This window comes from Candidatus Profftia tarda (assembly GCF_904848675.1).
GTDB lineage: Bacteria > Pseudomonadota > Gammaproteobacteria > Enterobacterales > Enterobacteriaceae > Profftia > Profftia tarda.
The window spans coordinates 993,068-1,018,481 of sequence record NZ_LR890047.1 but is presented as its reverse complement, the minus strand read 5'-3'; the positions used below and the strand labels follow the sequence as shown (position 1 = coordinate 1,018,481).

Sequence of the window (25,414 nt, the reverse complement as noted above, 5' to 3'; positions counted from 1 at the left end):
CTTTAAGGTAGCCATGATCCAAGAAACTTTTCTAGCGGAAATCGGCACTGAAGAACTACCTCCGAAATCACTGCGTTCTTTGGCAGAATCTTTTGCAGCTAATTTTATAACTGGACTAGATAACGCATACCTAGCACATGGAGAAGTCACTTGGTATGCGGCGCCACGCCGTATAGCGTTGAAAGTTTTCTCACTGCATTTATTTCAGCCAGATCGTAAAATTGAAAAACGCGGTCCTGCCATTGCTCAGGCGTTTGATCTTGAAGGAAAACCAACTAAATCAGCTGAAGCTTGGGCTCGTAGCTGCGGGATTACTGTAGATCATGCCGAGCGATCAATATCTGATAAAGGTGAATGGCTATTGTTTCGTGCTAATAGGATAGGGTATAGTGCAACGCAATTGATACCTAGCCTTGTTTCTGATGCTTTAAGAGCTCTGCCTATTCCCAAAATGATGCGATGGGGTAACAGCGAGAATCAGTTCGTGCGTCCAGTTCATACAGTGACTTTATTACTTGGTAGCAACGTAATACCCGCAAATATCTTGGGTGTAAAATCTGATCGCGTGATACGGGGGCACCGTTTCATGGGCTCAAATCAGTTTATTATTAAGAATGCTGACCAATATCCACAAATACTTATAGACAAAGGCAAAGTAATAGCAGATTACAAGATTCGTAAAGAGATCATAAGACGTGATGCAGAGCAAGCAGCTCAGAAAATAGGTGGTATAGCTGATATTAATGAAGAACTATTAGAAGAAGTAACGTCTCTAGTTGAATGGCCAGTAGTGCTAACTGCTAAGTTTGAAAAGAGATTCCTCTCGATACCTAATGAAGCTCTAGTATGTACTATGCAGGATCACCAAAAATACTTCCCGATTTATGATGTCTTAGGTAAATTATTGCCACATTTTATATTTGTCACTAACATTGAGCCTAAAAATCCAGCATATATCATTTCTGGTAACGAGAAAGTTGTACGTTCGCGTCTGGTTGATGCTGAGTTTTTTTTTGATATGGATCGCAAAAAACGTTTAGAAGATAATCTCCCTCTTTTAGAAAGCGTGATTTTTCAGCAAGATCTAGGTACATTGCGTGATAAAACTAATCGTCTTGTCGTGTTATCTAGTTGGGTTGCATCCCAGATTGGTGCTGATATTAATTTAGCCAACCGCGCTGGCCTTTTGGCTAAATGCGATTTGATGACTAATATGGTATCTGAATTTACTAAGATACAGGGCATAATGGGTATGCACTACGCGCGCTACGACAGTGAAAAAGAAGAAGTTGCTATTGCGCTAAGAGAACAGTACTGGCCTATATATGCCGGCGCTGTTCTGCCAGAACATCCGATATCATGCTCTCTTGCTATCGCTGATAAAATAGATACTATCACAGGTATTTTTGGTATCAATCAACGCCCAAAAGGTGATAAAGATCCATTTGCTTTGCGTCGAGCAGCTCTGGGTATTATGCAGATTATTGTTGAGAGAAAATTACCACTAGATCTAATTATTCTGACTGAAAAAGCTGTAAATTTGTATGGCTATAAGCTTACTAATATTAATGTAGTAGATGATGTCGTTGATTTTATGCTTGGTCGCTTCCGTTCATGGTATCATGAAGCAGGTTATGAGATAGATACTATTCAGGCAGTCTTGTCGTGCTATTCAAATAAGCCAGCTGAATTTGAAGCTCGTATAAAAGCAGTTGCTCATTTTCGTACTTTGCCTGAATATACAGCACTAACTATTGCTAATAAACGTGTATCTAAAATTTTGGCAAAATCGACTGAATTTCTAGAAGAAACTATTCAAATCTCATTATTGAAAAAAGCAGCAGAAATCAAGCTAGCAGATTCTTTAATTGTTCTCAGTGATAAGTTAAAGACTCTTTGTGCTGACGGTCTCTACCAAGAAGCGCTATCTGAACTTGCTAAGCTGCGGGTTCCTATTGATACTTTCTTCGAACAGGTAATGGTTCTAGACGATGATGAAAAAATTCGAAGAAACCGCTTAACTTTATTGAGCAATATACGAGATTTATTTCTTCAGGTTGCTGATATTTCTGTGCTTCAGTAGGGTATGCCTAGACTAAAAAGAATTTCATATTGAGTTAATTTTACTCCTATCTATCTCATAAGTTTAATAATAACGAGAGAAAATACTGATAAAAGAAATAAAATATAAAATAATTGACTAATAATATTTAATACAAAACTATTATTTGTTATTGAGCTCAGAAAACATTTTTTTGATTTTCTCTATTAATTTTTATAGTATCTTATCTATTATGATTAAAGAGAGTTTTGGTATATTTAAAAGGTTATGTATTTATTCTAACATGTTGTGTTATTAATAGCATATTAATAAGCCCTTCTGTAGCTAGAAGAGATATTTAACATACTAAAATGGTATAACAAATAGTTTAACGGATTTATGGATAGGTATATGAAAAAACTTTTGTATTTTTTGCCACTAGCAGTTTTTTTTATTTTTTATAAAATATATGATATTTATTATGCTTCAGGAGCATTGATTATTGCTACAGCTATCGATGTTATTTTAACATGGTTAAGAGATGGCAAAGTAAAAAAAATTACGCTTATCACTTTTTTCATGGTTGTAGTTTCCAGCACACTTACTTTAGTGTTTCATAACGATTTGTTTATCAAGTGGAAAGTAAGCATAGTTTATATGCTGTTCTCTATTGGTTTGATCTTGAGTCAAAGAGTCTGTAAAAAACCATTAATTCGATATCTATTGAACATAGATATTTCTCTTCCTGACGTGGTATGGTATCGCTTAAATAATGCTTGGTCTTTATTTTTTATGTTCTGTGCTATCGCTAACATCTGTGTTGCGTTATGGACTCCTCAAAACGTCTGGGTTAATTTTAAAGTATTCGGTCTTACTGCTCTAACTCTGATCAACACGTTATTAAGTGGCATATATATCTATTTTCATATGCCTAAAAATAGTAAATAAGTCTTTTAAAATAAAATATATCTCAAAAATGGAGATACCGTGTTCTATCTATTTGCGTGATATTAATCCTATTTCAAAATAGAATTAATACAGCTAAAAACTAACACTAATGAATAATGTATGAGTAAAAAATATCGTCTCCCGGTGGGAGAGCTGGTCCTTCGTACTTTGGCAATGCCAGCTAATACTAACGTCAATGGTGATATTTCCGGGGGCTGGATTATGTCCCAGATGGATATTGGAGGTGCAATCTTAGCGAAAGGACTAGCAGAATGTAGGGTTATTACTGCGGCTGTTAATGGCATAAATTTTCTTAAACCTATATCTGTCGGTGACGTAGTGTCTTGTTATGCTCGCAGTATTCGTAGTAGCCGTAGTTCAATTACGGTAAATATAGAAATTTGGGTAAAAAACTTATCTGAAGATCTTATTGGTCAAGGATACTGTGCTACAGAAGCGGTATTCATTTATGTTGCTATTGATGATCAAAATAAATCACGTACTTTACCTGCAGGTAAAAAAGATTTGTCTATTGAATTAGATGACTGAATTATAAATAGCGATATAGTCAGGTTAACTAAAAAATTATACACTTAAATAACTAATAATAATTTTATTATATTTATGTACAATATTTTGTTATTATCATTTTTAAGATTAATTAGTATGTTATTACGGTTTTAATTTAGCTATATATTGATTTAATTAGGAGTATAAATAATAAAAAATTATAATAAATTGCGTTAGATTCTTAAATATCTTTTAAAAATTGTTTTTTTAAAGTTATTATTTCAATTATCCCCATTCATAAACATACCTATAAAAGATCTTAAAAGCTTCATGATTATTATAAGATTTATTAAAAGGAAATTTTCATAATCTTGATATATCATTTCACACATCATAGGATACGATATATTTCTAAGTTTTATGAGTATAACTTAGTGATCTAAGTATATTAATGGTTATGTACTTAGCCTTTGATTGCATGAAATTTATATCCCTTGATCTGCTTATTAGAGTTTTTGAGAATGGGTTTTAAGAATATAGCTGTATATTATTGCTCGCATTTAGTTATCATTTCTCACGTTCCTGAAAAGATAATTTATCTTTATCCTTACCAATTTCTGGTCCTAAATCTACTATCCAATCTGCAGTTTTAATCACGTCTACATTATGATCAATTACTAAGATCGTATCACTATGATCTCGTAACTGATACAATACTTTTAAGAGTTTATCAATATCAGAGAAGTGTAGACCCGCAGTTGGCTCATCTAAAATATAAAATGTTTTACCGGTACTGTATTTTAAGAGTTCTATGAATATTTTAAGCACTGCGCCTCACTACCAGACAGTGTCGTTTCAGGATGATCTGAAAAGATCTAAGGCAAACCTACATCAATCAAGGTTTTTATTTGACGAGAAATAGCGGGGACTTTATAAAAGACTCGTATTCTTCTTCAAACATCATATCCAAAATTTTGTATTTTTTCTCTTTATAGTTGATCTCTAGCGTTTCACGATTATACCGATGAGTATTACACTGATCACATGTTACGTAGATATGCAATAGGAAGTTCATTTCTGCTTTAATTATGCCTCATCTGGAAAGGCTTCACAGTGTCCTCTTTGAATATTAAAACTAAATCGTTCTATATTTGTATCCACGAGCACGCTACTTTAATACAGCGGACAAATAGTTTACATATTAACACAAATATACCAGTATAAGTTACTAGATTTGAGCGCAGCGTTCTAACGATAGGTGTTTGGTTAATTTAGATTACTTTATCTCAATATTCCCTGCTTTCTACCTTGAAATAAGATACTAGCTTAGATATATTAGCACCATTTACTTAGCGTTGCGCAATAGGGAATAAGGTATCGCTTTATAAGCGTCTACTCACCTGAAACAGCAGCTCATGTTATATAAGTCAATAGACCTATCGGTATGTTTAACGTCATATTTTCAAGTTATTACCACTAACACCAATCAGCTTTATTATTTTGGTATTATAAATATTTATGCGCTGAGTAGAAACTGTAATTTTATGTTTTCTGCTTAAAAATTAGCCTGTTACAGATTCTACTGCTGATATAAGTTTTTAACTGAGTCTTGGGCAACTACTTTTCCGCCGTGAATTCTTGCACCAGGTCTTATTTCAATTAGATAATTTGATTATTGTATGATCTTCGCCATGCTCAACCACCATGACAATATTTTTTAGATCGCATAAATGCATAAGAATTTTTAGAAGACGGAGTATTATCTCTCTTGGTATAGTCCTTATTGAGGGTTCATCTAGGACGTAAATGATACCCATCAATCCTACTTTAATCTGCTGTGCTAAGCGGATACGTTGTGCTTCTCTTCTGAAGCGCGTTCTCGCATTGCGTGATATACTTAGATAGCTTAAGCCTACGTTGACTAAAAATAGACAGTCTTTCATATCTTTTGTAATATTTTTAGCAATTCTTGCAATATGACCTTGCAGTTTGATATTATGAAGAAATTCAATCGTGTTTTTGATGGTTAAATCAGAAATTTCTAGCAGTGTGGTTCTTACCACAAAGATGTTGTTAGAGTTTTTCGTAACCTAGTACCGTACCATGCAGGATAGCAACGGGTTTTGACAAAATGTGACATCTCTTTTCGTACTGTGTAATATGCAGCGTCCTGATAAAGACGCTGCATATTACACAGTACGCCTTTAGAAGTACGGTTATATATGAATATCTTATAGATTATTGATATGCTTAAAATTAATCAACTCTTCACCAGAATCGTACAGCGATGCTTCTGTGTCTCCTCATCCACATTATCGAATAGGGAATCTAGATTAAATAATAATGACGATCTATAGACTATAGTATCTGTAAAGAACAGGAATCACGTTTATTACAATCTATAATAGGCCATTATCTAAAGATAACGGGTAATTTTTATAATGCGATATTTCTCAAAATACTCTTATATACCTAAGCTGTGGCAAATTGGGTAGCAGTCCTTAAGATTATTAGATGAAATATACTTTGGTTCTAGTTCCCACGTACTATAGTTACAAATCGGACAGGCAAAATTAGCCGAAAATAGTAATTATGGTTCTGTAGCATCATTGATATCTGCGATGATGGCAGAGCTAAAAGAAAGCTAAAGAGCAGTTTTGGGAGATTCGACTAAGCATTGAGATATAACATAGCGTATCCTAAAGCGATCAACAACAACTTCAACTGTATGTTTCTTATGCATTTCTATTTTGGGAGGATCTCATTAGTCATAAACTTCGCCATCGATGCTTGCACGTATATATCTTAGTGCTGCTAGATTTGACAGAGTATTTTTATAGAGACCTTTGGAATCGTTTATTATCGGCGCCAAGAGCATCAAAATTTGTCTTATGATTACATATAAATATTATCTACTAATTGGATAACAGTTTGTATAACTAACAAAATGCTGTGATCTGGGCAGTGTATATTAGTAATTCTAGCAAATATAAGTCTTATTTAATCATTTATATTAGTCATAGTTCTGACGTTAGATCTAGGGTTATGAGCACTAGCTTTCTGTTCAATTAAATAGCTAGTAATAAACCATCCATATAGTATACATCAGGTTTCGGCATCAACGAAATAAATTGCCGCGCATAGATCGACATTGAGTCAATATAGCATCGTTGTCCTTCGGAGTAGGGGTATCAAATACTAGATAAGAGTTCCCGATCCTGGTAGTCTAGCTAGAACAATTAGCTTATTGTCTGGAATCACTAGATTCATATTTTTTAATATATGGGATGCATGCATCCCATATTTCTATTTTATGCATACATTATTTCTCGCTGAATAAATTTATTCTATCGCTCTTCTTGCTTTTTTTATTTTTAATTTTTAGTTTTTGGTTTAATTTACATCATCATCTTATATGATGACATGAGAAAAGAACATCTATTAGAATAAGGGATTTAGCTGATATAAAACAATATTATGTTTCTAACATTTAATATTTTATTTAGTTAATTGCTTAATATTTACCTATTTTAGAGGTATGATTAAACTTACTTAAAATATGAATGATCTCATAATTAAATCTAAATAAATATTGTATCTACATTTAACTTATGTATTCAAAATATTTAGTAATTTACACACTGAAGTAAAATTTGGAGTTTGAAGATTATATTGTGTTATAATTAAATTACCAGAATAGATAATTCTATTTAATCATGTGTCTACTCAATAGACATCAACAATCTACAAAGTAATTATTGACTACATGAGTCTAATATTTACATATCGATTAAGGTTGTATGGTATCTGTATAATTTATAATTTAATTCCTATTACTTAAGAATAGTTTGATAAAAGACTCGCTCTAAAAAGAAATTAGATTTTTTAAAAGTTTTCTATTTGTTGTTTATCTGTATTATAATTTTTGATAGATTACAAATGTCTAAGCAAGATTTCATCCAATATGTCCATTATGTTAGTTTTATAAAAACTATGACAACATCACGAAATCGCATAAAGAGGTATAATTGACTGTTGATTGTTTCATAGGAGTAATAGTCAAAAGAAAATATACAAATCACAATGAATGCATCCAGTCATAGTTAATTTATCCAGAAATTTTAGATATTATAAAAATTGCTTTTACACTTCTCTATTGGTTGAACCAAAATTATGAATTAACAAGAAAATATTATATTAAGACATCTTAATATATATGTACTATATTACTGTCTATGATGATATGATCATTGTTCGCAACGATCTCAAAAATTATTAACGTTGATTAATCATTTTCATAAATCTAGATCAATGCAAGAAATATTTTTAATATTTTATACTGTAAATATTCTTATTTTAATTATTAAGGAATCTAACTCAGTATAACTGTTCTATCATTGCTTCTGCATCAAATAAAAACTAAGATATTTCTTTTCTTATTGCAGATGATTTAAGGAGTCATGATGACTAAGGATCTTCCCCTAACCGGTTATGTTCCAATTGCACTCGTCATTATAATTAGTTTATTTCTTCACGGATGTCTTGCTGCTACCGTTATTGGTGGAGCAGCTTTTGCGGCTAAAACTGCTATTGATCCAAGGAGTCTAGGTACACAAGTCGATGATGGTACTTTAGAGTCTCGTGTATTTAATGCACTTTATAAAAATAAAGAATTAAAAGAAGAAGCACGTATTAGTGTTACTGTTTACCAGGGGAATATTTTGTTAACTGGGCAAGCACCATCAAACGAACTAATTACTTGTGCTCAACAGATAGCAATTGATATGAATGGTAGGAATGCAGTATACAACGAAATACGCAATGAAAAACCGGTTAGTTTAGAAACAGCATCACATGACTTGTGGATTACTACTAAAGTTCGTTCAGAACTATTAATTAGCGATATTATAAAGTCTCCTAACATAAAAGTAATAACTGAGAATGGTGAAGTATTCCTGCTAGGTCTAGTTACTTCTAAAGAAAGTAAGGTTGCTGCGAAAATTGCTAGTCATATTGATGGAGTTAAGCGAGTTACTACCGCATTTAATATCTTAAAATAAGCACTTGTTAACTAACGGTCTTTATCTATTAAAGTATCCTGCTCCTGAATACTTGATTATGTAGTGCAAAAACATCTGTGTTGATTATATGATAAGTAACGATTTTTATAAAATAAATGCTTGTGACTATCAAGTCATCCTTTATAATTTCTAATAAGTATTAGAAAAAATAAGTAAAATTATTTATTATTAATATTTGTTTTTTTTTAAAAAAAAGATTGACCATTCTTATTTAAAAGGATATGATTATTATCTTTCGTCAATAATAAGATATTGGCGATGCTCTTTAACAATTTATCAGACAATCTGTGTGGGCACTCATTAAACAATATCTATTGTCTTCGGGCAATAAAATGTTAAATTTTTGATGATTAACCAGATAATAAATTATTTTAATTATTTGATATTAATCTCAAGCATTGCTTAATTCATTTAAGCAAATCAAGCTTTTAATTGAAGAGTTTGATCATGGCTCAGATTGAACGCTGGCGGCAGGCCTAACACATGCAAGTCGAGCGGTAGCACAAGAGAGCTTGCTCTCTCGGTGACGAGCGGCGGACGGGTGAGTAATGTCTGGGAAACTGCCTAATGGAGGGGGATAACTACTGGAAACGGTAGCTAATACCGCATAATGTCTTAGGACCAAAGTGGGGGACCTTAGGGCCTCACGCCATTAGATGTGCCCAGATGAGATTAGCTAGTAGGTAAGGTAATAGCTTACCTAGGCAATGATCTCTAGCTGGTCTGAGAGGATGACCAGCCACACTGGAACTGAGACACGGTCTAGACTCCTGCGGGAGGCAGCAGTGGGGAATATTGCACAATGGGCGCAAGCCTGATGCAGCCATGCCGCGTGTATGAAGAAAGCCTTCGGGTTGTAAAGTACTTTCAGCGAGGAAGAAGGTGCTACAGTTAATAGCTGAAGTAATTGACGTTACTCGCAGAAGAAGCACCGGCTAACTCCGTGCCAGCAGCCGCGGTAATACGGAGGGTGCAAGCGTTAATCGGAATTACTGGGCGTAAAGCGCACGCAGGCGGCTAATTAAGTCAGATGTGAAATCCCTGAGCTTAACTTAGGAATTGCATTTGAAACTGGTCAGCTAGAGTCTTGTAGAGGGAGGTAGAATTCTAGGTGTAGCGGTGAAATGCGTAGATATCTAGAGGAATACCAGTGGCGAAGGCGGCCTCCTGGACAAAGACTGACGCTCAGGTGCGAAAGCGTGGGGAGCAAACAGGATTAGATACCCTGGTAGTCCATGCTGTAAACGATGTCGACTTGGAGGTTGTGCCCTTGAGGTATGGCTTCCGGAGCTAACGCGTTAAGTCGACCGCCTGGGGAGTACGGCCGCAAGGTTAAAACTCAAATGAATTGACGGGGGCCCGCACAAGCGGTGGAGCATGTGGTTTAATTCGATGCAACGCGAAAAACCTTACCTACTCTTGACATCCAGAGAATTAGCTAGAAATAGCTTAGTGCCTTCGGGAGCTCTGAGACAGGTGCTGCATGGCTGTCGTCAGCTCGTGTTGTGAAATGTTGGGTTAAGTCCCGCAACGAGCGCAACCCTTATCCTTTGTTGCCAGCACGTAATGGTGGGAACTCAAAGGAGACTGCCGGTGATAAACTGGAGGAAGGTGGGGATGACGTCAAGTCATCATGGCCCTTACGAGTAGGGCTACACACGTGCTACAATGGCATATACAAAGAGCAGCGAACTCGCAAGAACAAGCAAACCTCACAAAGTATGTCGTAGTCCGGATTGGAGTCTGCAACTCGACTCTATGAAGTCGGAATCGCTAGTAATCGTAGATCAGAATGCTACGGTGAATACGTTCCCGGGCCTTGTACACACCGCCCGTCACACCATGGAAGTGGGTTGCAAAAGAAGCAGGTAGCTTAACCTTCGGGAGAGCGCTTACCACTTTGTGATTCATGACTGGGGTGAAGTCGTAACAAGGTAACCGTAGGGGAACCTGTGGTTGGATCACCTCCTTAAATATAAGATAACGTTAAATGCAGTGCCCACACAGATTGTCTGATAAAAACTAGCGAATATACCCTATATAGGCTTGTAGCTCAGGTGGTTAGAGCGCACCCCTGATAAGGGTGAGGTCGGTGGTTCAAGTCCACTCAGGCCTACCAGATTATTTTATAAAAAATTCAGCATAGAACTGCTATTGCTTCCTGTTCAAGAAATAGCAGTTCTATGCTGAATTAAAATTAATATTTATACCGCATGGGGTTATAGCTCAGCTGGTAGAGCGCCTGCCTTGCACGCAGGAGGTCTGCGGTTCGAACCCGCATAGCTCCACAATAGCTCCTGTTAAATCTTCAATAATTAATCATTATAAAAAATTTTATATTAGATCTTCTAAAATTAATTTATTTTACTTATTCGCAGTAATTATTAAAACTGAGGAAATAATTCCGCTTTTCGTCTTATTTACAACTATTAATTTACGCATATATTTATTGATATTCATCAAATATACTACTAATAATATATTATAAAGAATATCTTAGAGCAACTAATAAATCTATTATAAACATTAGTATAATATAAATTAATAATACTTTAGATTATGCAATAACATTCTTAAATTTACTTTATAATATTTTGTATTTACCTTTAAAATAAAGACAATAACTTAATTCTTCTGATACAACTATTAATTATTATATATGGTTATAATTTTATTAATCAAATTTTTACTCTCTTCTGGATTAAAATATTTTTTATCTCCAACCAGGTAATTTAAGTACATATTTTAAATTTTGATATAATTTTATTGGTATATTCATTCGATATACATCAGCTATCATTAAAGTACATAAATTTTAACGCGCTTTTACCGCATTCTTTAATTGTAATATACTTTCGTTATACAACAGTTTTTATAGAGGTTAAACTCTATATCATTTTATATATAAAATGATATAGAGTTCTTGTAATCGTTATTCAGATCATTGCGTTAATAATATTATCTTAGATATTTTTAATTAAAAAATAAAATTTATTCCATAATTTATAAAGTGATACTTTAAAAATATTTTGATATCTTTATCAAAGTAAACGAAGCAAATATAAGCAAATAATGTTATTATATGTATAGGTAAGATAGTGATTGTAATCTCTTAAAGTTAATAAAATTTTATACTGTGATCTCGATAAAATTATAGAATATAATACAACTTCTAAAAATGCAAAATATATATAAATTATCAAGAGTAGCACTCTTTGACGGAAGACAATTATTATTTACTGTCTTAATACAAAGTAAAACCTCTCTATTATTTCATCATGTATAATAACGATCTTATCTATAGACATAAGATGTCTTAATAAAACATTGATTACGATTAAGGTCTGCTATCATTAATAAATTTAAGAAATAAATATTATGATCAAATCAAATTTATCTGCTTATGTGGTAATATGCCAAACTTAAATGATTTAAAATATTACCTAATTCTATAAAAATTCTAACACTGCTCTAAGTTAGAAATCAATAAATCCCAGTACGCTACAAATCTATTAGCCATGAGAATGATATTGCAATTTAGGATCTGGATTAGACAATTATACTATATTCCTGGAATGCTGTTTCTATTGGTTGATTTCTTCAATAAATTTAGATTAATCAATATATAGAATAAATATAAAAAACATATTTTTATAATTTTTATTTATTCATTACTTCTTGACTGATATATTCATAATTTAAGTTAGAAATACAGGGACCAAAATAAAACTGATTTTATGAAGTTTTAAAACTATCTATAAAATTTTTCATTGTTGATTTCTAAGGTAATGCTATAAAAATCTATAGTTCTTAGTGTTTCTATAACTCAGAGAAATTATTTATCAGAATTCTAGTGTCTTTATAGTGATAATATCTAATAAGAAATTTTATGAGTTTTAAGAAAATATTATAAAAGAGAAAGTATCTAACGGACTGCCGTATTAAAATAAGATTATCCCTAATTCAGATATGATATTCCTGTTTATTGCTAGCTTAATTATACCATGTATCATGTAAGAATGTTACTGATAATGTCATGAGTCTAAATACTTTTATTTATCTGCTTTCTGAATCAATTTAGATTATAAATCTAAACAAAATAGACCATATTAAAGAAATGTTATAAACTAAAACACGTCAGTTGGTCATATTAATAACTTTCTATATATTATAAGGTTTTATATTCATGCATCTTTTCCGTCTGACCATATTAGCTGCATTTATGGCTTCAAGCTTTATAAAAGCAAAAGCTGCTCAGGTTCTGGCTGGAGATCAGCTAGCAGAAAAACAAGAAATTGTTCGTCATATTAAGGATGAACCGGAATCGCTAGATCCTGCTAAAGTTGTTGGCCTACCGGAGGCGCAAGTTCTACGTGATTTGTTCGAGGGTTTGGTTAACGTGGGAGCATCAGGCAATATTGAGGCAGGAGTAGCCCAAAGCTGGCATACTGTTGATCATAAACGTTATGTATTTAAGTTGCGCAATAATGCCAAATGGTCAAACGGTGATCCGGTAACAGCCAGTGATTTTATTTATAGCTGGCAGCGCTTGGTAGATCCTAAAACGCTTTCTCCTTTTGCCTGGATTGCTCAAATAGCTGGGATTGCTAATGCTAATGATATAATTCATGGCAAATTACCCATTAATAAGCTAGGGGTAATTGCACCTGATTTACATACATTAATTATTCAACTTGATAAACCAGTTCCGTTCTTTATAAGCCTTCTATCTAACGTTAGCTTATTTCCAGTTCCACAAAAAAAAGTTAAAGAATATGGTAATAATTGGACTAAGCCAGAAAATTTAGTTGGTAATGGTGCATTTTCTATGCAAGAGCGTATAGTGAATGAAAAAATAGTACTTAAGCCAAATCCTTTCTATTGGGATTATAAAAATACAGTGCTGAGCAAAGTGACATTTCTTCCCATCAATCAGGAATCTGCTGCGACTAAAAGATATTTAGCGGGTGACATTGATATAACTGAATCATTCCCTAAAAATATGTACCACAAATTGATGCAAGACATTCCCGATCAGGTTTATACGCCTGATCAATTGGGAATTTATTATTATGCATTTAATACACAGAAACCGCCATTAAATGATGTCCGTGTTCGACTTGCGCTTTCATATGCAATAGATCGCGATATTATCGCAAATAAAGTACTAGGTACTGGTGAAAAACCAGCTTATCAACTTACTCCGAATGTAACTACTGGATTTAAGGATATACCACTTCATATTCATGCATTAACACAGTTAGAACGTAATAAGCAAGCAAAATCTTGGCTGAAAGAAGCAGGATACGGAGAAAAGAAAAAACTAAAACTAACTATATTGTATAATACATCTGAAAACCATCAAAATATTGCAATTGCTATAGCATCTATGTGGAAAAAAGTTCTTGGAGCTCAAGTTTATTTAAATAATCAGGAGTGGAAATCATACCTAGATAGTCGCAACACTGGTAAATTCGATGTGGTACGAGCATCATGGATAGGAGACTATGATGATGCATCAACATTTTTATCACTATTGACTTCCACGCATACCGGAAATATTGCTAAATTTAGTTGCATTGATTATGACAAACTGTTGCAAATAGCTTCTGAAGAAACTGATCCTATTAAGCGTAATTATTCTTATGCTCAGGCTGAGCAGTTGATTGCTAAACAGGCTCCTGTTGCTCCAATCTATCAATATACTAATGGTCGTTTAATAAAGAGCTGGGTTAAAGGTTATCCTATCAATAATACATCAGATGTAGCATATAGTCGAAGTATGTACATATTAAAACACTAGTCTAGTGTAAGGGCGATACTTGTTATTAGTTTTATAAAAACAAGGTTTAAAAAATGCAGAATTTAAAATATTGATTCATCTTATCTTTATTTATGCTCTTTTATTTATTATAAATTTTTATCTGCTTTTTTGACAATCATATTTAGTCAAATATGATTTTATACTTATTCTTGAGTTAATATAGTTTGTTTTGGGAGCAGTCAAATAGATCTTTATATTTGTATGGCTGATCTGGAAATAATTTTGTAGAAATAAATAAATTTATAATGTAATTTAAGTTTAGTCGAAGCAACTTAGTCTATGATTACATAGAATCATTTTGATGTGTGCTGATAAAAATTACATTTTTTATAAAATATTTTTAGGCTCTAGCTGTTTTTAAAGCTGTCATGACTTATAGTAATTTACCTTATTATTTAGTTACGCATAAACTTCTGTGTTGTATATTCTGTCTGATCAATAACAATGACTTACGTAGATCTTTTTCTGTTATTCTGTTTGCATATTATGTGTAATCCACTGCATGTATGCTCGTATCATACGAGAATATCCTATGCTGTCATCAGTTATGAGCTAATTACATGTTATGTATAAATTAATAAAATGGTATGTCGAAAAAATTTTTTTATTAATGAATTATAATTTATTCTAGTCTATGTATGATAAATGCGTTAAAAATGAATGAAATAGCCTATATTTAACAATACCATTTATTTAAGACTATTATTGCGCTAAGAGTCCTAACCTAGAAAGGTATCAGATATGAAATTACAGCAGCTTCGTTACATTGTGGAAGTTGTTAACCACAATCTGAATATATCTTCAACCGCAGAAAGTCTCTATACATCTCAGCCAGGAATTAGTAAGCAAGTACGCATGATTGAAGATGAACTGGGTGTTCAGATTTTTTCTCGCAGCGGAAAGCATCTAACTCAGATTACGCCAGTAGGGCAGAAAATTATCAGAATTGCACGTGAAGTGCTATCTAAGGTTGATGGGATAAAAACTATTGCGGGTGAATATACTTATCCGGACCAGGGTTCATTGTATATTGCGACAACTCATGCACAAGCGCGCTATGCCTTACCTGTAGTAATTAAAGATTTTATTAAGCGTTATCCGCGAGTTTCCCTGCACATGCATCAAGGATCACCTCTACAAATTGCTGAATCTGTTTCCAAAGGATATGTAGATTTTGCAATAGCTACTGAAGCTCCTGACCTCTATGAAGATTTGATTATGCTGCCTTGCTATCATTGGAATCGTGCTGTAGTTGTGAAGGTAGACCACCCTTTAGCTAGCAAAAAATCTATTACTGTAGAAGAGTTAGCAAAATATCCTATTGTGACTTATACTTTTAGTTTTACAGGTTGTTCTGAACTAGATACCGCATTTAATCGTGCAGGTCTATCTCCTAAAATTGTTTTCACCGCTACAGATTCAGATGTAATTAAAACTTATGTACGATTAGGATTGGGTGTTGGAGTGATTGCTAATATGGCAGTCGATTCAATCCAAGATTCCGATCTAGTAACGATAGCTAGCGATAATATATTTACTTATAGTACGACTAAGATAGGTTTGCGTCGATGTACTTTCTTACGTAGCTATATGTACGATTTTATCGAGCTTTTTGCTCCATATTTAACAAGAGACATTGTAGATGCTGCTCTGATGCTGCGCTCCAATAAAGAAATAGATAATATGTTTAAAGATATTGAGTTGCCTATTCAATCATAAGATTAATCACAATTAATTTGTAGGATATTTATTTTCATATTCTCTTTAAGAAATCCCCCCTGGAATATCTTTAATATAGATCTTTTTACTCTAATTTAAAGTACAGAAGTTTTCCTTTATTATATATTTAATTCTCATAGAATCTGTATTAATTATTATTAATATCTTGTTGTAAGAGATTATATAATTTTAACACGTTCATCTTGTCTTAGGTATTGCGGTTTTGAGAGGTAGTTTATGAAAAACTTCGAAACCTATATTTTAAAATCCTTATTTGGAGTATAAAATGATTTATCGTAAAGAGCTTGCCAATGCGATCCGTGCACTTAGTATGGATGCTGTACAGAAAGCTAATTCTGGTCATCCAGGCGCTCCTATGGGAATGGCTGATATCGCGGAAGTTCTGTGGCGTGATTACATGAACCACAACCCAGCCAATCCAGATTGGGTTGATCGTGATCGATTTGTTATATCAAATGGTCATGGATCAATGTTAATTTATAGTTTGTTACACCTTTCTGGTTATGATCTGCCAATTGATGAAATCAAAAAGTTTCGCCAGCTGCATTCAAAAACTCCCGGTCATCCAGAATATCGTTATACTCCTGGTGTTGAGACTACTACTGGTCCACTTGGACAGGGTATTGCCAATGCAGTTGGTATGGCCATTTCTGAGCGTACTTTAGCAGCGCAGTTTAATCGCCCTAATCATGAAATAGTTAACCACTACACCTATGTATTTTTAGGGGATGGGTGCATGATGGAGGGAATTTCTCATGAAGTTTGTTCTTTAGCAGGTACCCTACGGTTAGCAAAACTGATAGCATTCTATGATGATAACGGTATTTCTATTGATGGTCATGTTAAAGGTTGGTTTACTGATAACACTACTAATCGTTTTGAATCTTATGGTTGGAATGTTATCTGCGGCGTCGATGGGCATAACCGCAATGATATCAAAAATGCAATTGAAAAAGCGCGCAACATAAAAGATAAACCATCTCTTATTATCTGCAAAACTACTATAGGTTTTGGCTCTCCAAATAAAGCGGGCTCTCACGAATCACATGGCTCGCCATTAGGTACAGTTGAAATCGAAGCTACTCGCAAAGCATTGGGATGGAATTATGCCCCTTTTGAAATTCCTCAAGATATTTATACTCAATGGGATGCTAGGGCGGCAGGTATGAATAAAGAAAGAGATTGGAATACAAAAATGTCCTCTTATCAAGATTCATTTCCTGAGCTCGCTGCTGAATTTAAACGTCGCGTAATAGGCGAACTTCCTGCTTGTTGGACTAAAGAATCAAAAAAATTTATTAATCATTTGCAAGAAAATCCTGCTAATATTGCTAGTCGCAAAGCGTCACAGAATACTCTAGAGGCTTTTGGCAAACTTCTTCCAGAATTTTTGGGTGGCTCTTCTGATTTAAGCCCAAGTAACTTGACTATCTGGTCTGGCTCTAAGTCCCTCAACACAGCAATATCTGGTAACTATATACATTATGGTGTGCGTGAATTTGGCATGTCTGCTATTATGAATGGAATTGCATTGCATGGTGGATTTTTGCCATACGGTGCAACTTTCTTGATGTTTATGGAATATGCACGTAACGCAGTGCGTATGGCAGCATTAATGAAGATTCGAAATATATTCGTTTATACTCATGATTCTATTGGTTTAGGGGAAGATGGCCCAACTCACCAACCTATCGAACAGATATCAATGCTGCGCTTAACACCAAATATTCATACATGGCGTCCATGTGATCAGGTCGAATCTGCTGTTGCTTGGCAGTGTGCTATTCAGCGCAATGATGGTCCATCTGCTCTTATATTGTCTCGACAAAATCTACGACAGATGGTTCGCACTCCGACGCAAGTTAGTAATATCTCTCGCGGGGGTTATATCCTAAAAGACTGTACTGGAGACCCAGAGCTCATCTTTATTGCAACCGGTTCAGAAGTTAACCTTGCCATGCAAGCTGCAAGTAAAATGATATCTGCAGGACACAAAATACGAGTAGTCTCTATGCCTTCTAGCGAAGTTTTTGATAAACAAGATACTGACTATCGTTTATCTGTATTACCACCGGAAGTTACTGCTCGTATTGCAATAGAAGCTGGTATTTCTGACTTTTGGTATAAATACGTTGGTTTAGATGGCGGTATTATTGGTATGACTACATTTGGAGCATCAGCACCAGCTGATGTATTGTTTAAAGAGTTTGGTTTTACTACAGAGAATATTATTGCTACAGCCAAAGAATTGATCAAGTAGTCAGATATTTATTTCTAGCAAAAACGGAGTTTTGTAGTAATTCCGTTTTTGCTATTTCTGATTTTAATAGCAACTATTAGTTGCTCTTTTCATTAAATAATTTAGGTTATCTGCATATTATAGAACAGCATAGAAAATTATTAACTATTATTTATATAAAATATTATCAAGTTTCTTAGGAAGACTGCAGTATGCTTAATAGGAAGTAATTTATTTAATAGATAAAGATAATCAATAAATTATTTATAAGAATATTTCTGAGCATTTAAATATAACAATGACTATTAATCCTAATGCTAATGAAGATTGTATGTCACTTTTTGTTAATATTTCTAAAGAAATATCACATTATCTGAAGATAAGTAAAGATTTATTATTTTGCAATTTTTACTACCCTTAGTTGTTAGATTGTAAAAATACAAATAATCTATTTGGTTATAAATAAATAACAGGAAACATCATCTAGTTAAAGATTATATAGATTATTCAGGATGTTTTCTACTATAAATATAGTTTAAAAATACGATTCATTTTTATGCAACATATATACAGTGTGATATATGTTAAATTATGTTCACTTAACATCACTCATATACTTTGATATGAGCTATAGATAAAATCAAGTATCATAAAATTAAAGATTTCTATATTATGATTGATCCTATCATACAGCTTCTTTAAGCATTTACTGATACGTAAAACAATAATTAAATTATATAATTACATAAAAAATTCACAATCTTTTAAAAATCATATAGAGATTTTCATAAAGGATTTATGGATATAAATTTCAATATCTCTATTTAAAATTATATTTTAATATCTTAGTAAGTTGATAAAATATATATAGATGTGCTGAATATTAAAATATCATCTGCAACTTTCTATTTGTATTTTATTATAGATAGAAGGTATGCTAATTTATTTTTCTCATATATCATTTTGCAGTCAACTATCTTTATATAAAAATCTTAATTACATGAGAAAATAAATAACGGATTAGCATATTTCTTTCTAATGCTCTTTTCTCTAAGTGATGTTTTAGTAGTTATAATGAAATCATTATAAATTATTGATTTTTGCTATTTTATAGCATTTCTTGAAAAAGAAAGTTGATGTTTATAAGGTTTATAGTTACATCCACAACTATTATTACATCTAAATTTAATAAGATGCGAAATTTTAAGCTTATGTCTTTTGTATACATATCTTAATCATGCTATTCTTTCTTTTATAAGAAAAAAGTTGCTTTACTTTATTTATAGATAAATATTTATTTGTTTGTTTTACTTATTATTAATATAATCTATAAAAAGACAAAAGTACTCTAAATTATTTAGGACTGCCTGTGTTTGCCAGTTGGTCTTGATAATTACTCTAGCCTCTAAGCAACTCGACCTTAAGGTAGTAAGTAAAAAATATTTTGGATAAGATATACACAGAAACGGTTGTTGATCACAAAATTAATAGTTAAACTAAGATAGGAATGCCGGTAAATACTTTTTTCAAAAAGTATTTTATAAGTTTATTAATTTGCATTTTGAAAAAATTAATAATGATTTTTTGAAATAATAATATTCACAATTTCAGGAGTCCTTATTATATATTCCTAATATAGTAAGGACTACCTATTCTTCGTTGAATTTTGTCGCATGATTCAGATAAACTAAGCATCCAGCCCTATTACTTGACCTAGGTTAGTAAGGTGCACTATCTATATCATTAAATCAAAAATCACTAACTTGCCTTCAATCCTAGCAACAGTCAAACAGCAAGTATTATGAACTACTGATGAAGCAAGATATAGATCTAGCAGAATCTATTTTTTAGAATTTTTAATACATAGGTAAGAAAATTTAAGTTTTTAGCAATGGATACTAACGTAACTATATACTGAATGACGCTAGTAAATATACATAAGTATTTTCAATAACCTGTTTTATAAAAATTTTCTAGAATTTTCTTCAATTAACGCATAAAATAAAATATATGTATTCAATATATTAGCATATCTTCATTCATCATTAACAATACACAATTTTATTGTGTTGATAATAATAGGTCAGCATTTTGTGTATATTTTATGCCTATGAGATTGACTATATATGCATGTTTAGCGCTATTTCTGAACGGTATATTGCAGGTTAATAATTTTATCAATTAACGAGTATTTCACATAACGATAATAGTATAAGCATCAATATATGATGGCGATTTTATCCTAAGAATAATTTCATTTTCTTAGTTTTTATTTGATTTTTTATATTTATTTTGAATATAGAATTTTTATATTTAGTTTTTCTTGCAAAGAGGTCTTTACTGATCTTTCCTTTATCCATCTTAAAATATAAAGGTGTATACGTGCAGAAGTATTGGATAGAAGCGCGTAGCCTATTAACTTTGGCTATTCCTGTTATTATTGCGCAAATTTCACAAACTGCCATGGGTTTTGTTGACACTATTATGGCAGGTGGCGTTAGTGCTATAGATATGGCAGCAGTTGCTATTGGCACCTCTATTTGGCTACCAGCTATTCTATTCGGCCATGGCTTGTTATTAGCTCTTATACCTATTATTGCTCAGTTTAATGGTGCTGGTCAACGCGATAAGATAGGGCATCAAGTACAACAAGGATTCTGGTTAGTACTAGTTATTTCAACTATCATCATCTCGGTACTTTATAACGCCAAACATATCATCGATATGATGCGTAATATTGATTATGATTTATCTAATAAAGCTATAGGATATTTGCATGCTATAATGTGGGGCGCACCAGGATATCTCTTATTCCAGGTGCTACGTAATCAGTGTGAGGGTTTATCCAAAACTAAGCCAGGCATGGTTATAGGTTTTATAGGTCTTTTAGTAAACATTCCTATTAACTATATCTTTATTTACGGTAAGTTAGGTGCTCCAGCTCTTGGTGGAGTTGGATGCGGTGTAGCAACAGGAACCGTTTATTGGGTCATGTACTTTATTATGCGTTGGTATGTCCGCCACTCCTCAAATTTTTATGATCTGCGCCCTAAACGCAGCATAGAAGCACCGCGTTGGATTACAATTCAACGCCTAATCAATATTGGTATGCCTGTAGCTTTAGCGCTATTTTTCGAAGTAACCTTGTTTGCAGTGGTAGCGCTCTTAGTTTCACCACTCGGTATTGTTGCAGTAGCTGGTCACCAGATTGCCCTAAACTTTAGTTCTATGATGTTTGTCATGCCCATGTCGTTAGGAGTAGCAGCTACTATACGAGTCGGCTATCTCTTGGGTGAAGGTTCAGCAGATAACGCAAAAATTGCTTCCCGAGCTAGTCTTGCAGTCGGGATGATCATGGCTGCATGCACTGCTGTTTTCACAGTCATATTCCGTGAATCTATAGCATTCCTCTATAATGATAATCCGGAAGTGATTACTATGGCATCGCATTTGATGCTTTTAGCAGCAATTTACCAACTTTCTGATTCTATACAAGTTATTGGTAGTGGAGTGTTGCGTGGTTATAAAGATACTGCCTCCATCTTCTTTATCACCTTTACAGCTTATTGGCTCTTAGGATTTCCTATCGGATATATTCTAGCTTTGACAAATTATATAGTTCCTGCTATGGGACCAAGCGGTTTCTGGACCGGTTTTATTATAGGTCTAACTGCTGCTGCTATTATGATTGCGTTACGCATACGCTGGCTACAGAATCAACCAGCAGTATGGATCTTACAACGGGCTGCTCATTAGTATGCGCAATAGAAAGATATCTAATATACTAGAATCTTCAAGGTCTCAAATTCTAGTTTGAGCAAGATTTTCCTATAATTAATAATTATATAAATTTAATAAATATAGCATTTTAAGCTATCAGTGCTTTAATGTTCTGTTAATTTTATTTATAATATATTGCTGTATAATATTTTGTAGTTCAAAATAAAGATGCGTCCGTAGCTCAGTTGGTTAGAGCACCACCTTGACATGGTGGATGTCGGTGATTCAAATTCACTCGGACGCACCATTTATTTTGTCTATGCATTCATTTTTATTTAATTAATGGATGTTAAAAGATCTGATTGCAGGTAGATGACTCCTAAAGGTTAAATAATCATAGACTTTTTGTTTGCATATAAACTTTAGTATTATTATATCGATCAGTTATAATGTCTATTATAACAATGTTTATTGCTAAGCAATATAGACATATCAAGTATATATATATTAAATACGCCCTAATAATTTTATTATTTTATTATCCTCTTTATATATCATTTTGTTAAAATATATCAAACTTATAGCATGTGTTCTTATCGCCATTATTATGGTCTTTTAAAAAATTACTTAAAATAAAAGAACAGAAGATTTAAAATTAATACAGAGATCTCCTAAAAGGACACAATCCTGTAGCAAGCCTTTTCTAAAGGTATGGTTGATTCATTAATAATTAAACTATGCATTTCCATGCATGTTCCATCTCAATAATTATTATTATTTGCTATCCTGCTATGTTCTTCGAGATATGTTTCAATATATAATGACTTATTTTATATTTCCTAGCAGCATTGTATTGGGCGAGAAAAAAATATAAATATGAGGATAAATATTTTTAGATACTATCTTGTCTATATAATGTTAAAACCCTCTTCCGTAAAACTGCTGTAATAAAACAAGAGGGAAAGTACATTGATATATAATAGCATCGATTATAAAAGATATTGATTATGCGCTTTAGCCAAAACAGGATGTAAGGTAATCAATGATATAAGATTATTTATTTTTATATGTTGTGTGACTTCGCATATGGTTCTGCAATCTTACGAACCTTATGGTGATAAATAAAAAAGGGTTTGCTCTATTAATAGTATTGATAATCTCTATTGCTGCGATAAAAGAGTTATAAACATGATATATCCATATATAAGAGTAATATATTATTATAATATGTTTGCTAGATCAATAATATTAAAATATTACTATTAATTGGCAAAAGAAGAATTTGGGTGGTAATATAAACTGGTCTATCATACTAAATTACACTATTATTTATATAGACAGGTTAGGATGGTAAATAATTAGTTTAGATAACTTATCAGTTCTAATTTTAGCTTGATCTTATCTTAAGATAATCTTGTAGCTATCTATAATCAGTACTATTCACGTTATAGAGAATAAAAAATACTGGATAGCGCTTTAACGCATAAAAATATTACGCCAAGTTAGTATATCCTTATTAGACTAATTAATTGAATAAAAGTATTGCAGAGTAAAGGTCTATTTTAAATTATTTTTATATTGCTGATGCCTAAGATTTATCGTCTTAGACTGATAACCTTGCAACCATATAATATATCATATATCACCTCAGAATTTTATTGGTGCTCTAGAAGCGCATTTTGAATAAAATATAATAATTTGCAGAAAGTAAATTTTATGAAAAAGACTAAAATAGTATGCACCATTGGTCCTAAGACTGAATCAGAAGCCATGCTTAATAAAATGCTGAATGCAGGTATGAATGTTATGCGATTAAACTTCTCGCACGGTAATCATGAAGAACACGGTCATCGTATCAAAAATCTCCGTGCTGTAATGAAAAATACTGGCAAGAAAGCAGCTATTTTATTAGATACTAAAGGTCCAGAAATTCGTACTATGAAGCTAAAGGATGGCAAAGATGCAGTCTTGACTCTAGGGCAGACCTTTACATTTACAACTGATCCTTATAGTATGCCAGGGGATGCAAATCGTATTGCTGTGACATACCCCGGTTTTGTCTGTGATCTAAAAAAAGGTGATACTATCTTAGTTGACGATGGTTTAATTTCTATGGAAGTTACTGCAGTTTTGGAACGTGAAGTTGTATGTAAGGTATTGAACGCAGGTGATTTAGGAGAAAATAAAGGTATTAACCTTCCAGGAGTGTCTATTAAACTTCCAGTTCTCGCAGAAAAAGATAAGAGTGATTTGCTCTTTGGATGTGAGCAAGGTGTTGATTTTATCGCAGCTTCATTTATACGTAAAGGTTCCGATGTTATGGAAATACGTAAACATCTGCAGGCACATAATGGTGAAAATATCCAAATTATCTCCAAAATAGAAAACCAAGAAGGTCTCAGAAACTTCGAAGAAATATTAGAAGTTTCTGACGGTATTATGGTCGCTCGTGGTGATCTCGGTGTTGAGATCCCTATTGAGGAAGTAATCTTCGCGCAGAAAATGATGATTGCAAAATGTAATCGAGCAAGTAAAGTAGTTATCACTGCTACTCAGATGCTAGACTCAATGATTAAAAAACCACGTCCAACTCGCGCAGAAGCAGGTGACGTTGCTAATGCAATCCTAGACGGCACTGATGCCGTTATGCTCTCCGGCGAGAGTGCTAAGGGTAAATATCCAGTGGAAGCAGTAACTATTATGTCGACTATATGTGAGCGTACAGACCGTGTCATGAAGAGCCGCATAGAGACTACTGATCGTAATTATCAGATGAATATTACTGAAGCTATTTGCTGTGCAGCAGTTAAAACTTCTGAAAAATTACATTCACCACTGATTGTTATTGCAACTTTGGGTGGCAAATCTGCAAAAGCTGTGCGCAAATATTTCCCGAATGCGATGATCCTAGCCTTGACTACTGATCCAGTAACTTCGTGCCAGCTGTTATTAAGTAAAGGCGTCGTGCCTATACTTATTAAAGATATTTCTTCTATAGATCATTTTTACCTTATAGGTAAAAAAATTGCAATTGAAAGCGGTTTATCTCAAAAGGGTGATATTGTAGTTATGATCTCTGGTGCGCTAGTGTCAAATAATACGGTTAATACAGTTTCCGTGCACGTACTTTAGTATATAAATAATAGAGGTCACAAATAGTTACTCTCTATTATTATCATATCTGTATATAATATTTTAATTCCTTAATTTGTTAATAGATATCGTCATATACTCATTAATAAATAACGCATATCATAAGACTTGTAGTGATAGAGCAAGGGATAAATTGTATTATTAAACTAACTATTATT

Annotated in this window: 12 protein-coding genes, 3 tRNA genes, 1 rRNA gene and 1 pseudogene; 13 read left to right on the top strand and 4 right to left on the bottom strand. The window is 33.0% G+C overall.

Translation table 11 applies throughout. From position 1 onward, the window contains the following. Window positions 1-13 precede the first annotated feature (13 nt). The 3 genes from glyS to yciA all read left to right on the top strand — a co-directional run bounded on the left by glyS (window position 14) and on the right by yciA (window position 3,538). Window positions 14-2,083, top strand: a complete 2,070-nt coding sequence (gene glyS / locus KTT71_RS02880; protein ID WP_216782349.1) for a glycine--tRNA ligase subunit beta — start codon at window positions 14-16, stop codon at window positions 2,081-2,083. Window positions 2,084-2,452: 369 nt separating this feature from the next. Further along, window positions 2,453-2,989 carry a septation protein A gene (locus tag KTT71_RS02875; RefSeq protein ID WP_216782348.1) on the top strand — a complete coding sequence of 179 codons (537 nt, stop codon included), beginning with the start codon at window positions 2,453-2,455 and terminating at the stop codon, window positions 2,987-2,989. 120 nt (window positions 2,990-3,109) lie between these two features. Continuing rightward, window positions 3,110-3,538: an acyl-CoA thioester hydrolase YciA gene (gene yciA / locus KTT71_RS02870; RefSeq protein ID WP_216782347.1), complete on the top strand. Its 429-nt coding sequence runs from the start codon at window positions 3,110-3,112 to the stop codon at window positions 3,536-3,538. A gap of 528 nt (window positions 3,539-4,066) precedes the next feature. Here yciA and KTT71_RS03510 read toward each other — a convergent pair. The 4 genes and pseudogenes from KTT71_RS03510 to KTT71_RS03495 form a co-directional block, all read right to left on the bottom strand. Continuing rightward, window positions 4,067-4,327, bottom strand: a complete 261-nt coding sequence (locus KTT71_RS03510) for a hypothetical protein (protein ID WP_420885578.1) — start codon at window positions 4,325-4,327, stop codon at window positions 4,067-4,069. Window positions 4,328-5,154: 827 nt separating this feature from the next. Beyond that, the gene (locus KTT71_RS03505; RefSeq protein WP_420885577.1) at window positions 5,155-5,562 is read right to left on the bottom strand and encodes a hypothetical protein; all 408 of its coding nucleotides are present in this window, start codon (window positions 5,560-5,562) and stop codon (window positions 5,155-5,157) included. Further along, window positions 5,556-5,687: a hypothetical protein gene (locus tag KTT71_RS03500; protein WP_420885576.1), complete on the bottom strand. Its 132-nt coding sequence runs from the start codon at window positions 5,685-5,687 to the stop codon at window positions 5,556-5,558. The genes KTT71_RS03505 and KTT71_RS03500 overlap by 7 nt, the downstream gene beginning before the upstream one ends. A gap of 456 nt (window positions 5,688-6,143) precedes the next feature. Next, window positions 6,144-6,377: pseudogene (locus KTT71_RS03495) on the bottom strand (hypothetical protein). A 1,585-nt stretch (window positions 6,378-7,962) separates the two neighbouring features. On the opposite strand from KTT71_RS03495, the gene dolP reads away from it, so the two are divergent. The 10 genes from dolP to pykF all read left to right on the top strand — a co-directional run bounded on the left by dolP (window position 7,963) and on the right by pykF (window position 25,235). Beyond that, complete coding sequence (gene dolP / locus KTT71_RS02860) at window positions 7,963-8,559, top strand: division/outer membrane stress-associated lipid-binding lipoprotein (RefSeq protein ID WP_216782764.1); 597 nt, start codon at window positions 7,963-7,965, stop codon at window positions 8,557-8,559. A gap of 450 nt (window positions 8,560-9,009) precedes the next feature. Further along, a 16S ribosomal RNA gene (locus tag KTT71_RS02855) occupies window positions 9,010-10,552 on the top strand. A gap of 70 nt (window positions 10,553-10,622) precedes the next feature. Beyond that, window positions 10,623-10,699 (top strand) — tRNA-Ile (locus KTT71_RS02850). Between the two features lie 96 nt (window positions 10,700-10,795). Continuing rightward, window positions 10,796-10,868: transfer RNA gene (locus KTT71_RS02845), tRNA-Ala, on the top strand. A 1,898-nt stretch (window positions 10,869-12,766) separates the two neighbouring features. Next, a complete protein-coding gene (locus tag KTT71_RS02840; protein WP_216782346.1) occupies window positions 12,767-14,383 on the top strand; it encodes a peptide ABC transporter substrate-binding protein in 1,617 nt (538 codons plus the stop codon). 762 nt (window positions 14,384-15,145) lie between these two features. Further along, a complete protein-coding gene (cysB, locus tag KTT71_RS02835; RefSeq protein ID WP_216782345.1) occupies window positions 15,146-16,123 on the top strand; it encodes an HTH-type transcriptional regulator CysB in 978 nt (325 codons plus the stop codon). A gap of 286 nt (window positions 16,124-16,409) precedes the next feature. Then, window positions 16,410-18,404 (top strand): transketolase, encoded by a 1,995-nt coding sequence (tkt, locus tag KTT71_RS02830; protein WP_216782344.1) that lies wholly within the window; start codon window positions 16,410-16,412, stop codon window positions 18,402-18,404. Window positions 18,405-20,765: 2,361 nt separating this feature from the next. Next, window positions 20,766-22,139, top strand: coding sequence for an MATE family efflux transporter (locus tag KTT71_RS02825; protein ID WP_216782343.1), 1,374 nt, complete (start codon window positions 20,766-20,768; stop codon window positions 22,137-22,139). Between the two features lie 194 nt (window positions 22,140-22,333). Further along, a tRNA-Val gene (locus KTT71_RS02820) sits at window positions 22,334-22,410 on the top strand. A 1,409-nt stretch (window positions 22,411-23,819) separates the two neighbouring features. Then, window positions 23,820-25,235, top strand: coding sequence for a pyruvate kinase PykF (gene pykF / locus KTT71_RS02815; protein ID WP_216782342.1), 1,416 nt, complete (start codon window positions 23,820-23,822; stop codon window positions 25,233-25,235). The last annotated feature ends 179 nt before the right edge of the window (window positions 25,236-25,414 follow it).

Bases quoted from the DNA above. Each gene is read 5' to 3' on its own strand.
- glyS (WP_216782349.1), top strand. From the start codon at position 14: ATGATCCAAGAAACTTTTCTAGCGGAAATCGGCACTGAAGAACTACCT.
- KTT71_RS02875 (WP_216782348.1), top strand. From the start codon at position 2,453: ATGAAAAAACTTTTGTATTTTTTGCCACTAGCAGTTTTTTTTATTTTT.
- yciA (WP_216782347.1), top strand. From the start codon at position 3,110: ATGAGTAAAAAATATCGTCTCCCGGTGGGAGAGCTGGTCCTTCGTACT.
- KTT71_RS03500 (WP_420885576.1), bottom strand. From the start codon at position 5,687: ATGCAGCGTCTTTATCAGGACGCTGCATATTACACAGTACGAAAAGAG.
- dolP (WP_216782764.1), top strand. From the start codon at position 7,963: ATGACTAAGGATCTTCCCCTAACCGGTTATGTTCCAATTGCACTCGTC.
- KTT71_RS02840 (WP_216782346.1), top strand. From the start codon at position 12,767: ATGCATCTTTTCCGTCTGACCATATTAGCTGCATTTATGGCTTCAAGC.
- cysB (WP_216782345.1), top strand. From the start codon at position 15,146: ATGAAATTACAGCAGCTTCGTTACATTGTGGAAGTTGTTAACCACAAT.
- tkt (WP_216782344.1), top strand. From the start codon at position 16,410: ATGATTTATCGTAAAGAGCTTGCCAATGCGATCCGTGCACTTAGTATG.
- pykF (WP_216782342.1), top strand. From the start codon at position 23,820: ATGAAAAAGACTAAAATAGTATGCACCATTGGTCCTAAGACTGAATCA.